The organism is Schaalia odontolytica, from assembly GCF_009730335.1.
GTDB lineage: Bacteria > Actinomycetota > Actinomycetes > Actinomycetales > Actinomycetaceae > Pauljensenia > Pauljensenia dentiphila.
Genome location: NZ_CP046315.1, coordinates 1,406,667 through 1,418,565 on the forward strand (window position 1 = coordinate 1,406,667; position 11,899 = coordinate 1,418,565).

The 11,899-nt window shown below is 63.5% G+C and carries 12 protein-coding genes; 8 read left to right on the forward strand and 4 right to left on the reverse strand.

The features are described 5' to 3' along the window. Positions 1–22 precede the first annotated feature (22 nt). The 7 genes from pepN (at position 23) to FOC40_RS06090 (ending at position 6,561) form a co-directional block, all read left to right on the forward strand. Positions 23–2,602: an aminopeptidase N gene (gene pepN / locus FOC40_RS06060; RefSeq protein WP_003796677.1), complete on the forward strand. Its 2,580-nt coding sequence runs from the start codon at positions 23–25 to the stop codon at positions 2,600–2,602. Further along, on the forward strand, positions 2,599–3,459 hold the full coding sequence (locus FOC40_RS06065; protein ID WP_003796679.1) for a DUF881 domain-containing protein: 861 nt from the start codon (positions 2,599–2,601) through the stop codon (positions 3,457–3,459). Before pepN ends, FOC40_RS06065 begins: the two co-directional genes overlap by 4 nt. Next, entirely contained in the window at positions 3,456–3,788 is a 333-nt protein-coding gene (locus FOC40_RS06070) for a small basic family protein (protein WP_003796681.1), read from the forward strand. The genes FOC40_RS06065 and FOC40_RS06070 overlap by 4 nt, the downstream gene beginning before the upstream one ends. Position 3,789: 1 nt before the next feature. Continuing rightward, the gene (locus FOC40_RS06075; RefSeq protein ID WP_003796683.1) at positions 3,790–4,590 is read left to right on the forward strand and encodes a DUF881 domain-containing protein; all 801 of its coding nucleotides are present in this window, start codon (positions 3,790–3,792) and stop codon (positions 4,588–4,590) included. A 103-nt stretch (positions 4,591–4,693) separates the two neighbouring features. Continuing rightward, positions 4,694–5,128: an FHA domain-containing protein gene (locus FOC40_RS06080; RefSeq protein WP_003792423.1), complete on the forward strand. Its 435-nt coding sequence runs from the start codon at positions 4,694–4,696 to the stop codon at positions 5,126–5,128. Positions 5,129–5,156: 28 nt separating this feature from the next. Further along, a complete protein-coding gene (locus FOC40_RS06085; RefSeq protein ID WP_003796685.1) occupies positions 5,157–5,897 on the forward strand; it encodes a MerR family transcriptional regulator in 741 nt (246 codons plus the stop codon). 112 nt (positions 5,898–6,009) lie between these two features. Continuing rightward, positions 6,010–6,561: a MerR family transcriptional regulator gene (locus FOC40_RS06090; RefSeq protein ID WP_034466881.1), complete on the forward strand. Its 552-nt coding sequence runs from the start codon at positions 6,010–6,012 to the stop codon at positions 6,559–6,561. Between the two features lie 82 nt (positions 6,562–6,643). Here FOC40_RS06090 and FOC40_RS06095 read toward each other — a convergent pair whose 3' ends face one another. Together FOC40_RS06095 and FOC40_RS06100 are read right to left on the reverse strand one after the other, a co-directional pair. Continuing rightward, entirely contained in the window at positions 6,644–8,158 is a 1,515-nt protein-coding gene (locus FOC40_RS06095) for an Hsp70 family protein (protein ID WP_003796687.1), read from the reverse strand. A gap of 33 nt (positions 8,159–8,191) precedes the next feature. Then, positions 8,192–8,935 (reverse strand): phosphatase PAP2 family protein, encoded by a 744-nt coding sequence (locus FOC40_RS06100; RefSeq protein WP_003796689.1) that lies wholly within the window; start codon positions 8,933–8,935, stop codon positions 8,192–8,194. Positions 8,936–9,098: 163 nt separating this feature from the next. Between FOC40_RS06100 and FOC40_RS06105 the strand changes: the two genes are divergently transcribed. Continuing rightward, positions 9,099–9,464 (forward strand): RNA polymerase-binding protein RbpA, encoded by a 366-nt coding sequence (locus FOC40_RS06105; protein ID WP_039929784.1) that lies wholly within the window; start codon positions 9,099–9,101, stop codon positions 9,462–9,464. Here FOC40_RS06105 and FOC40_RS06110 read toward each other — a convergent pair. Beyond that, positions 9,461–10,246, reverse strand: coding sequence for a polyprenol monophosphomannose synthase (locus FOC40_RS06110; protein ID WP_039929785.1), 786 nt, complete (start codon positions 10,244–10,246; stop codon positions 9,461–9,463). The two genes, FOC40_RS06105 and FOC40_RS06110, sit on opposite strands and share 4 nt — an antisense overlap. 19 nt (positions 10,247–10,265) lie before the next feature. Beyond that, positions 10,266–11,885 carry an apolipoprotein N-acyltransferase gene (gene lnt, locus FOC40_RS06115; RefSeq protein WP_003796694.1) on the reverse strand — a complete coding sequence of 540 codons (1,620 nt, stop codon included), beginning with the start codon at positions 11,883–11,885 and terminating at the stop codon, positions 10,266–10,268. Between the last annotated feature and the right edge of the window lie 14 nt (positions 11,886–11,899).

Here is an 11,899-nt window from a genome sequence, read left to right on the forward strand (position 1 = left end):
GGTGACACAGTAGGATAAGGGCATGCAGATTTTGACACGCAACGAAGCAACCCATCGCGCTGCCCATCTTCATGTCTCGGCCATCGACGTCGTTGTCGATGTTCGAAACGCACAGGACACCACGAATCCAACTTATCCGGTGACGTCGACGCTGACGTTGACGTCGGATGAGGAACGCACCTTCATCGACATCGCTGGCGAGGTGAGTGACGTTCTCCTTAACGGCGAATCCCACCCGTTCGACGACGATGACGACCGCGTGTGGGTCGATGGCCTGCCGGTGGGGGAGACGATCACCCTCGAGGTCCGCGCCCTAGCCAGCTACTCGCGCAGTGGCGAGGGCCTGCACCGCTACACCGATCCCGAGGATGGCGAAGTCTACCTCTACACCCAGTTCGAGCCCAATGACGCTCACCGTGCGTGGCCGTGCGTGGACCAGCCGGATGTGAAGCCCGAGTGGACGTTCCACGTCATTGCTCCCGCAGGCTGGGTCGTCTCCTCCAACGGAGTCGAGACTGCCGTTGAGGTCGTGGATGACTCGGGTGCGCTGCGCCATGACTTCACGGCGACCCGCCCGCTCTCGAGCTACATCACGGCGATTGTCGCCGGCCCGTGGGCGGTCATCGAAGGTGGCACGTGGAGCGGCGGAGCTTCGGATGGTGGCCACGCTGAGCTCGAGCTGCGCCTGCTGTGCCGCCGTACGCTCGCGCGCTACCTCGACTCCGACGACGTGTTTGAAGTGACTCGTGCAGGACTCGACTTCTTCCACGAGCGCTACGGAGTGACCTTCCCGTGGGGATCCTACGACCAGGTGTACGTGCCCGAATACAACCTCGGCGCCATGGAAAACCCGGGATGCATCACCTTCAACGAGAACTACATTTCGCGTTCGACGCCCACCTTCTCCGAGCGCCAGCGCCGCGCGAACACGACGCTGCACGAAATGTGCCACATGTGGTTCGGCGACCTCGCCACGCCCTCGTGGTGGGATGACCTGTGGCTCAAGGAGTCCTTCGCTGAGAACCAGGGCGCCAGCGCGATTGCGACGGCGACGCGCTACGTGGGCGAATGGGCGAACTTCGCGATGAACCGCAAGATCTGGGCCTACACGCAGGACCAGATGCCGACCACGCACCCGATCGCCGCCGACATCCCGGACGTTGCCGCCGCAAAGACAAACTTCGACGGCATCACCTACGCGAAGGGCGCCTCCGTTCTTAAACAGCTGGTTGCCTGGGTTGGGGAGGACGCCTTCTACGAGGGCGCACGCCGCTACTTTGCCGAGCATCAGTTCGGCGCGACCAACCTGCAGGACCTGCTTGTTGCGCTTGAAGGCGCCTCACAACAGGTGCTTTCTTCCTGGAAGAGCGCGTGGCTGGAGACCTCCGGTCCGTCGACGCTGTCTGCTTCGTGGGTCACCGATAGCGTCGGTGCGATTACGGACTTCACGCTTCATCAGGGTGGCGAGGCCTGCAACGGTGTGCTGCGTCCCCACCGCGTGACCGTTTCGACGTGGCGCGTCGCTGCCGGGGCGCTTGAGCGTACGCATGTGTTCGACGTCCGTATCGACGGCGACAGCGCCCCCATTGATCCCGAGGGCGTTGTGGCGGTGCCCGGCGGCGCCGCGTCCGCTGACCTTGTCGTCGTGAACGACGATGACCTCACCTACGCGATCTCGCGCCTCGACGAGCGCTCGACCGACGTCGCGCTGGCTTACGTGGGCACCATTGATGCGGCTATCACGCGCGCCGTTATCTGGGCGTCTCTCTGGAACGCAGTGCGTGACGGTCTGCTGGATCCACGTCGCTTCGTGGTCGCGGTTCTCAACGCCGTTCCGTCCGAAACTGAGCCCGCAATCCGCGATCGTCTCCTCCTGTTCGTCGCCGAGGCCATCTCCTCCTTCCTGCCGGGGCAGGCTCGATCGGACGTCCATGACCAGGTCCTTGCGACGACGATTCGTCTGTCTCGTGAGACCGAGGATTCCGACGCGTGGCGTTCATACACGCGCGCATTTATCGCCGAGTTCGCGGCCCGTGGCGGTGACGAGTATGAGGCGACGGTCCGGGACTTCGCCAGCAGCGACAACCCCGATATCGCCTGGCGTGCGCGCCGCGCCCTGGCTGCACGCGGCCTCGTCGATGCGGAGTCCATCGAGGCCTGGCGCAGTGCCGACGGCTCAGGCGAAGCCGCTCGCATGAGCGTCGAGGCCCTCGCGTCACTGCCCTTGGAAGAAGCACGCGCGCGGGCCTGGGAGTCGGTATTCTCCGATTCCCTGTCGAACGACTACCTGACCGCAACCCTGGCCGGCCTGCAGGCCTCGTCGTGGGAGAGCGAGACCGGAATTGAGAGCGCCGTCGAACGCATGATCTCCTACTGGGAGAGTCACACGATCGGCATGGCGCTGCGCTACGCCAACGGCGTCCTTGCTCTCGGTGTCGACGTTGACCGCGATGGCAGCGTCGAGCGCTCCGTCGGACTGCTGCGCCGCTGGATCGACGAGCACGCGGATGCCCCTGCGCAGCTGCGCCGCATCGTCGTCGAGCACCTCGACTCTTTCGAACGCGACGAGCGCGTGCAGCGCCGCTGGAGTTCGGGCCAGTGACGCAGCCGGGACATCGAGGCGCGAAGCCGGGGGAGGAGCACGACGACGCTCCTGCCCAGGCCTCGTCCGTGGACCCCGCGGCCTCGATGTCCCTGCTGACGGCGCTCCTCGCCAATCCGCTGGATGCCGGTTACGAGCACTACCAAGCAGACCACGGCTCGTGGCCCGCGGGTCTTGTCAGCCGCATCGCCGTCTTCGCAGTGGCTGTTGCGCTCGGGTTTGGATCGGTCATCGCTATTGATTCGCTGCGGCGCCCGGCCAATGACGTGAAAGCCGACCTGAAAGAGCAGGCTGCCACGCGGTCGAGCAATGTCGAAGCCTTGAGCGATGAGCTACAGTCGCTCGGCCGCGCCATCGATGACCTGTCACAGTCTGGCTCACCAATCCCCGTGGATGGTGCGCGAGACCTGGTGACGGCGACACGACCTGTCAGCGGCCCCGGCATCACCGTCACGCTCACGGATCGAAGCGGCCCGGGAAAGGGTAGCGGAGCTGTCCGAGACCAGGACGTCGCGATGGTCGTCAACGCTCTCTGGGCTGCCGGTGCGGAGGCTATTTCAGTCAACGGCCAGCGCATCGGACCAGATACTTTCGTGCGCACGGCAGGGGCGGCCATTCTGGTCAACGTGACCCCCGTGTCCTCTCCCTACGAGGTCACGGCGATCGGGGACTCGAATGCGCTGTCCGTCGCGCTTGTCCGGGGCGCGACAGGCGACTACCTGTCCGCCGCCCAATCAGTCAGCGGTATGACCGTGAGCTCGAAGGTCTCCCAGTCGCTGAGCATGGAAGCGCTGGCACCGAGCTCATCGCAGTACGCACAACCGCTGGATACACAACCCGAAGGAGACACTCAATGATCGCCGTCATCGGATTGATCATCGGCATTGTGCTCGGCGTCTTGCTCGACCCGACAGTGCCCGCGTGGCTGGCCCCGTTCCTTCCCGTCGCGGTCGTTGCCGGCCTGGACGCACTTTTCGGCGCGGGACGCGCATGGCTGGAGGGGCGCTTCGCAGACCGCGTGTTCGTGACCTCCTTCTTCTGGAACGTCGTCGTTGCATGCCTGCTGGTTTTCCTGGGGACTCAGCTGGGAGTTGGATCCGCCATGACCACGGCCGTCGTCGTTGTGCTGGGTATTCGAATTTTCTCGAACACCGCATCGATCCGCCGTCTGCTCCTGAAGGCCTGACATGAGCGAACAGAACCTGGAGACGGTTCCCTCCGCGCCCGAGAGTGAGCCCGCGCCCCGATGGCACAGCGTTCACCGTGAGCCACACAGCGGCCCGCGCCTGTGGGCACGGGCGCGACAGGCGTTCTTCGCGCTGCCCCGTGGGCTGCACGTCGTGATGCTCGTGATCTTTATGATTTTGGGGTTCGCTCTTGTCACGCAGGTGAGGGCGCAGCGATCCGACCCCCTCGAAGGACTGTCCGAACAAGATCTCGTTACGGTGCTTGATGAGTTGGGCACGCAGGAGCAAAACCTGCGCACGCGTCGTGGCGAACTGTCCAGCGAACTCGACGACCTGCGCAGTGCCGCCGATGAGGCACAGGCCCGAGAGCAGGCGGCACGTAAGGCCGAAACACAGGCACAGATCGCTGCGGGGACAGTGCCGGTCCACGGTCCCGGCGTGACAGTCTCGGTCGTCGACGCCGGCGCAAACCTGACGTCGACGCAGTTCGTTATGACGCTGGGCGAATTGCGCAATGCGGGTGCTGAGGCTATCGAACTCAACGGTATTCGCCTCTCGACCCGGTCGTCCTTTACCGGGCAGGCCGGCTCGATTGCGGTCGATGGAATTCCCATTTCGTCGCCCTACACGTGGAAGGTGATCGGGGAGCCTCAGACGATCGCCACGGCGTTGGATATTCAGGCTGGTTCGGCGGCGCAGATGCGCGCCAAGGGCGCCAATGTGGCGATTACGCCGTCGACGGACATCACGATCGAGTCGATTGCGACTCCGCGTCCGCCCCAGTTCGCCACCTACCAGTGAGGTCCCACCGTATAATCGGTGGGGTAGTCACCGTGCCCGCGCTTGTCGGATGGTGAACGTTTACACTTAATACAGTCCCTGAAATGATCGTTTGGAGCGCACAATGTCCGACAACCAGCCGCTTGACCCGACCGCAACCTCCATCTTTGGCCTCGCGCCTGTCACGGAGGACGTCGAGGAGGCGCCCGTTGCCCTGTCCGCCCGCGATCGTGAGGCCGTCGAGGCGCTGCCCGCCGGCTCTGCTCTCCTTATCGTCCAGCGTGGCCCTAACACGGGCGCTCGTTTCCTCCTTGATCCCGAGGTGACGAACGCTGGTCGGTCGCCCAAGGCCGACATTTTCCTGGACGACGTGACGGTCTCGCGCAAGCACTGCCAGTTCATCGCTTCTAACGGTGGCCACATCGTGCGTGATTCCGGTTCGCTTAACGGCACGTACGTGAACCGTGAACGCGTCGATTCGATCGAATTGCACGCTGGTGACGAGGTGCAGATCGGTAAGTATCGTCTGACCTATCAGCCGTCGACCAAGCAGGCCTGACGTGTGCGCAGCTCTCGCACGTCGTCACGTGGTTGCTTCCGCGCAGGAAGTGACCTCGTGGCCGCATGATGCGGACCATTCGCCGGAGCTGTCGATCGGCCGTGTTGTCGATGCACTGAAGGACGAGTTCCCTGCGATCTCGTTGTCGAAGGTTCGCTACCTGGAGAGCGAAGGCCTTGTCTCACCCGCTCGCACCGGATCCGGGTACCGCAAGTATTCGGCCGCCGACGTCGAGCGGCTGCGCTATGTCCTGACGGAGCAGCGCGATTCTTTCACTCCGCTGAGTGTGATTCGCGGGCAGCTTGATGCGCTCGATGCCGGTCATGAGCTCGTGCGCCGTCGTGTCGCACAGGTTGTGTCCTCAGAGGGGCAGACGGTGTCGCTGGGGGGCCGCCGGGCCATTCCGGCCGCGGATCTGTCGGACCTGACCGGCGTCGATATGGACACTCTCGAGCGCTATGCGAGGCTTGGGCTGATCACTCCGGATCTTGCCGGTTATTTCCCTGCTCGCTGCGTGCAAGCCGTTTCTACCATCGCGCGTCTCGAATCTGCAGGGGTGGATGTTCGTGTGCTGCGTGCCGTTCGTCAGGGCGCGGAACGTAGTGCGGATATCATCGACCAGACGGTTTCCTCTCAGAGGGGACGAGGCCGTGGCGCGGACCGTGAGCGTGCGCGCGCCCGAGCTATTGAACTGGGCGACCTGTTCGCCGAATTGCACCGGGACATGCTGGCGGTGGCGGTGTCGTCGCTGGCGGAGGACGGGGACTAAGTCTCATGTTCAACATGAAGGTTAGACTCGCCGGGTCGGTCATTGACCGAGCATCGCTCGTGCTCTACCGTAGTCCTGTTCTCATCACGTCTTACCTACAAGGAGCCCCCGAGTGAGCGCACAAGCGAACGCCGCAAGCCGGCAAGGCATGCTGTTCGGTGATCCCCTTGAGGGGCTCGACACGGACGAGATGGGCTACCGTGGTCCCGTTGCATGCAGCGCAGCCGGTATCACGTACCGTCAGCTCGATTACTGGGCTCGCACTGGTCTGCTGCAGCCGTCGATCCGCGCCGCGCGTGGCTCCGGCTCGCAGCGTCTCTACTCCTTCCGTGACATTCTGGTCCTGAAGGTCGTTAAGAAGCTCCTGGACGCCGGCGTTTCTCTCCAGCAGGTTCGCGTTGCCGTCTCGTCGCTGCAGAACAGGGGAGTGGATGACCTCGCGTCCATCACGCTGATGAGCGACGGAGCCTCGGTCTACGAGTGCACCTCTACCGATGAGGTCATCGATCTTCTGCAGGGCGGACAGGGCGTCTTTGGTATTGCCGTGGGCCGCGTCTGGCGCGAGGTCGAGGGTTCGCTCGCGGAGCTTCCCCTTGAGCGTTCCGAGCCCGCGTTCGTCGACGAGCTCGCTGAGCGTCGTCGTTCGAAGCTTTCAGCTTCCTGACACGCGTCTTTAACGTGAGTGTGGGGCCCAGGCATCGTGCCTGGGCCCCACACTTATCAAGCGGCGTGCGCCGCCTGCGCGACTAACGACGGCCGAGAGGACGCGTCACGGTGTAAGCGGCCTCCAGATCCGTGATTTCCACGGTGACCATGCCGTTTTCGTCGACAATGTAGGACTCTTCGATGAGAGGTCCATCCTCGGTGCGGATGACGGGAACGACTGAGAGATCGATGTCGGAGCGGCGCAGGGAGTGATCGAAGGGGACGATCACTTCGCCGTAGGGCTGCAGGTCGCCGCGGGGCACCCCGGCCTCGTCGAACGACGAATACTCGACGAAGCGGAAGTATCCGATGTTGTGCGCGGCGCGGTAGCGGCGCTTAATCGTCAGGGTCTCGCCGGGAGCAAGCTCAGTGTTCGGCTCCAGGAGCGTGTCGAACGAGATGAATGAGCCGGCCTCGCGCTCACGGAAGACGCCGACGCCACGCGAGAGTTGTTCGCGCACCGTGTACGCGGCCTCGGGGTCGGCGCCGATGGCCAGGCCGATCGCGGTTGAAGCTGCCGTGTGCGGCGAGCGGTGCACGCGGCGGCCAAAGCGCGAACGAAGCACTCGGGCAACCAGAGGCAGCTGCGAACCGCCGCCAACGACGTAGAGGCCGGCGATGTCACCGCCCAGCTGGCCAACTCCGGATGCGTCCGGCACCAACAGGGGCTCCATGGCCTCGATCGTTGCCTCGACCAGGGGAGTGGCGGCCTCGTAGAAGTCGGTGACGGGAATCGTCACAGGCTGACCATCGACGGGCACGGTGATGAACTTCGTCGAAGGGGAGAGGGTCTCCTTCGCATCGCGCGAGTCTTCGATAAGACGCTCCCACGCCTCGTCCCCGAGCTTGCCTGAGTCGGTCCCAGCGGCAGCGGCGAGGCGGGTAGCGAGCGCGACGTCAAAGTCATCGCCGCCGACCATGTTGAGGCCGCGCGAGCCCTTGACCTCGTGGAGCGTGCCCGTAGCGGACACGATGGAGGCGTCGAATGTGCCGCCGCCCAGGTCGTAGACGAGGATTGCGGTGCGCTTGGAATTGAGTGTGCCCGCATGGCGGTGCGTGTACTCGAAGCCTGCGGCAGAAGGCTCGTTGACCATCGCGAGGACATCCCATCCCGCGCGGCGGAAGGCCTCGAGGGTCAGGAAGCGCTGCGCGGACCATGCGTGCGCCGGGATGCCGACGAGGGCCTCGAGCGGCTCTGAATCCGGCAGCGAAGCGATGGAAGAATTTGTGCGCAGCTGGCGCACGACGTAGCTGAGGAAACCTGTCAGCGCGTCGAGGATCGAGATGCTGTGATTACCCAGGCGCAGCGTGGACGTGTCAGTCACCGACGGATCGGACAGCAGGCGCTTAAAGGAGCGCAGATGAGGAGCGCCTTCGCGGGCAGCGTCTTCGGCGTCGAAACCGTAAACCAGGCGGTCGCCGTCAAGAGCGATGATAGACGGAACGAAATCGACCGTATCGTCATGATTATTGACGAAAGAGACGATCGGGTAGTTCCCCCGGTCGACGATAGCGATCGCAGTGGTTGTGGTGCCAAAATCAACTCCGAGTCTCATGGCACCCACACTAGCGTTTAAAATGGGGAGGTCCTAGGACGTCTCGCCGGGCGTTCGCACATTCCCCGGTAAGGCCCTGTTTGCAATGGTGACAAAGAGCCAGGCGAGCAGGAAGTATGCGCAACCGGCAATGGCATCAACCACATAATGATTGGCCGTTGCGATGATTGTCACGATGGTTAAAACGGGGTGGACGGCGAGAATGAGCCGGGCCCACCATGAGCGCCAGACGTACGTACCGAGCATGACTGCAACCCATACAGACCAACCCGTGTGCATCGATGGCATAGCGCCGTAGGGGTTCGCAAGCGTGCCAAACAGCTGAGAATATGCGGACGTGTGCTCAGCGACCGCATCGACGAACCCGAACTCGGGAACGAGGCGCGGGGGAGCCAGGGGATAGGTCCAGTAGGTGATGAGCGCTCCGATAGTCATGATGACGAGAGTCCACCGCGCGCCGCGATAGTGGGTCGGTGCCTTCAGCCATAGGACGATCATGGCGAAACCCGTCATCGCGAAGAATGAGATCGCATACTGCGTGGATGCAAGTGAGGCGAGCAGCGGGTGGGTCGTGAGCCAGGCGTTCGCGTGACCTTCAATAAATAGCCCGAAGCGGGACTCAAAGGCGGCGACGTCGTGCGCATGCGCGACAGCGACGGATTCCGGAGCCTTCGCAAGGAATGACAGAATTGAATATGACAGGCACGCCAGCGCGAGGACGATGGTCTCTCGGATGGCGGGAGGGCGCTGCGAGCGCGCGTCATGGTCTGTCGTCATGGGTGTAACTGTACCGCGTGGTCGGAGAGGGGTCGATAAAGGATATCGGACATAATGTACATTATCGGATCGTGGGGTGGGGTTGGGACGAGGTCGTGGGAGCGTTCCGCTTGACGTGTCAGATAGAATGGACCCGTTTCGTTCTTTTGTTCAGGAGGCTGTTATGGCTGACCGCGCACTGCGTGGCATGCAGATCGGTGCGAAGTCCCTCGAGTCTGAGGACGGTGTCGTTTTCGCCGACCGTTTCATCGTTCGTTACGCGTGCCCCAATGGCCACGAGTTCGAGGTGACGCTGTCCAGCGAGGCCACCGCACCTGCGACGTGGGAATGCAAGTGTGGCCAGACGGCCGAGCTCATCGGCGAAACCGTCGAGGATGAGGAAAACAAGCCCGTTAAGCCGCAGCGCACCCACTGGGACATGCTGCTCGAGCGTCGCTCGATTGAGGAGCTCGAGGTCGTTCTGACCGAGCAGCTCACAGCGTACCGCGAGGGTCGTCTGCGTCCCGAGGGCTCCTACCGCAAGGGCTAACGCTTCGGCATGATCCGTCGTGCGGCCTGGGCCAGTCGGCTCAGGCCGCCTTTCGTTACCATCACGAGCTCCTCGACGAAAATCGACGAGTCGAGCTTCGATTCACCGGCCATGCGCTCGTCGAAGGTGATTGGAACCTCGGCGATAACAGCGCCCAGGGAGCGCTCCAGCTCGGTCATTTCGACCTGGAATCCGAATCCTGTCGTCGCTACCCGACCGAGAACCTCGTGTTCACTCAGGAAAGACGCGCGGTGCAGGCGCAGACCCGCCGTCGCGTCGCGCACGGGTGTACCCAGGCAAAAACGGACATAATAATTGCCCGCCTTGGACAGGGCGACACGCTTCGCCGACCATCCGTTGATGGCACCGCCCGGCACCCAACGCGAACCGATGACCAGGTCCGGACGGTCCGGACCAGCCATGCGGCTGAGTAGCTTCGGCAGGTCAACGGGACGATGCGACCCATCCGCATCCATCTGAAGAATGAAGGGGTATCCGTGGCCGATGCCCCAGCCCATGCCATCGACGTACGCGGTGGCAAGCCCCGACTTCGCGGGGCGATGAAGGACATGGAGACGATCCTCGCCCTCGCGTCGGTTGTCGACCCACTCCCCCGTTCCATCTGGCGACGAATCGTCGACGATCAGCACGTGCGCACCCGGCACGTGTGCCCAGATGTCGTCCAGAATCGTCGGCAGCGTCGACATCTCGTTGTACGTTGGGATGACGATCAGGGTGTGGTCGCCGGATGGTGACGGAGAGGAAGGAACCGATTCAGTCATGACTCACATCTTGCCGAACTTAGTGGCCGGACGCACGTCTGGCGCGCGCTGATGCACTGATTCCTTGTCCGATAACTGTTGTGGTGGTGAGAATTGCGATGATCAGCGTCGCCACCATCACGGCACCTGGAATCCTCTCCCCCGCCAAAGCCGTCAACGTCTGCGAGGTGCGAAGCGGGATGTCGGCAGCGAGCGTTGCTGCCTCCTCGGTTCCCGTACTCGAGAGAATCGATCCGTCGGGACGAATCACGTACGAGTGGCCGGTCGTGGAAGCCTGAACGGCGCTGCGCGAATACTCCATCGCGCGCATGCGCAAGAGCTGGCCCTGCTGCGCGGACTCGCCCGATGAGCGGAAATGATAGTTGTTTGAGGGAACGACGATCGCCTGACCGCCACGAGCAACGCCGTCGCCGATCACGAGGGGGTACGCAGCCTCGAAACAGATACCGACGGCGAGGGGAACGCTGCGCCCGTCGCGCGCCTGGATCGTCATCAGGGGAGGCTCCTCCCCCGCTTCCATGTCCTTGCTGGCCTGAGCAACCTCGGTCGCGAACAAAGCAATGACGTCCCGGAAAGGAATGAACTCGCCAAAGGGAACGGGAACATGCTTGGAATAACGGACGGACTCGTCCATTCCCGTGCCCGGCTCCCACACCGCCAGCCAGTTCTTCACGCGGTCGCGCTCGTTCAGATTCGTGTAGCCAATCAGGATCGGAGCATCCAGCGCCGTGGCGGCTCGATCGACGGCCTGGCCAATCGCAGGGAATGCAAGCGGATCGCGGTCAACGGATCCCTCGCCCCACAGTGCGATGTCGATTGGGCGATCGGCGACCTGCGGCGAACTCGCGAGATCGAGGGACGCGCGCATGTTGTTATCGGTTACCTCCCCCTCACGGCTGTACGCCTCGGCCCCAGGCAGCGCGATATCGCCTTGGACGACGCCGACGCGCAGCATGCCATTCTCCGCCTGATTAGGCAAAGAAACTGCGAGGGGTGCGACGTATGCGGCGGCGATGATGAGTGCCAATGCCGGACGCGAAAACCAGTGCTCGCGTAGAACTGCGGCGTCGCGAGCCGCGAAGGCGCGGCGCACAAGAACGGCAAGAAATACGACGACTGCGGTGATGAGCGTCGCGCCTCCGTAGGGTGCGAGATGGCCGAGGGGCGAATCCACCTGAGGCAAAGCAACAGAGCCCCACGGAAAGCCCGACCACGGCCAGCGTGAGCGAGCAGCGTCGACGCCTGTCCAGGTCAGCGCAAACAACAACGCCTGGACGAGCGGACCGCGCGCCCACCGCCACAGCTGAGTCCAGCGCGTAAAGACCACCCATCCCATGAAGAAGAACGTCTGCACGAGCGCCAGAACGAACCACGGGGGTGTCGTGTCAACGGCCAGCGGAATCCAGTCGATGAGAGGAAGCCAGAAGCTCATGCCGAACACGAAGGTCACCGTCAGCGCCCGCGGGGCCCTGGCCTCGTCAATGCGCGACAGAAACAGGGCGAGGGCAGGCACCGATAGCCACCACCAGCCTACGGGTGGAAACGACGCATACAGCGCCAGACCGGCGATCGCCGCGATGATCGAATCGCCGCACACGTGTGCGAACGATGCGCGCCGCAAGATGTCCTGATGCCCCACTAGCCCTCCACGTG

Coding starts and splice junctions, on each gene's coding strand:
- pepN (WP_003796677.1), top strand. CDS start 23: ATGCAGATTTTGACACGCAACGAAGCAACCCATCGCGCTGCCCATCTT.
- FOC40_RS06100 (WP_003796689.1), bottom strand. CDS start 8,935: ATGACGACAGACCATGACGCGCGCTCGCAGCGCCCTCCCGCCATCCGA.
- FOC40_RS06105 (WP_039929784.1), top strand. CDS start 9,099: ATGGCTGACCGCGCACTGCGTGGCATGCAGATCGGTGCGAAGTCCCTC.
- FOC40_RS06095 (WP_003796687.1), bottom strand. CDS start 8,158: ATGAGACTCGGAGTTGATTTTGGCACCACAACCACTGCGATCGCTATC.
- FOC40_RS06110 (WP_039929785.1), bottom strand. CDS start 10,246: ATGACTGAATCGGTTCCTTCCTCTCCGTCACCATCCGGCGACCACACC.
- FOC40_RS06070 (WP_003796681.1), top strand. CDS start 3,456: ATGATCGCCGTCATCGGATTGATCATCGGCATTGTGCTCGGCGTCTTG.
- FOC40_RS06075 (WP_003796683.1), top strand. CDS start 3,790: ATGAGCGAACAGAACCTGGAGACGGTTCCCTCCGCGCCCGAGAGTGAG.
- FOC40_RS06080 (WP_003792423.1), top strand. CDS start 4,694: ATGTCCGACAACCAGCCGCTTGACCCGACCGCAACCTCCATCTTTGGC.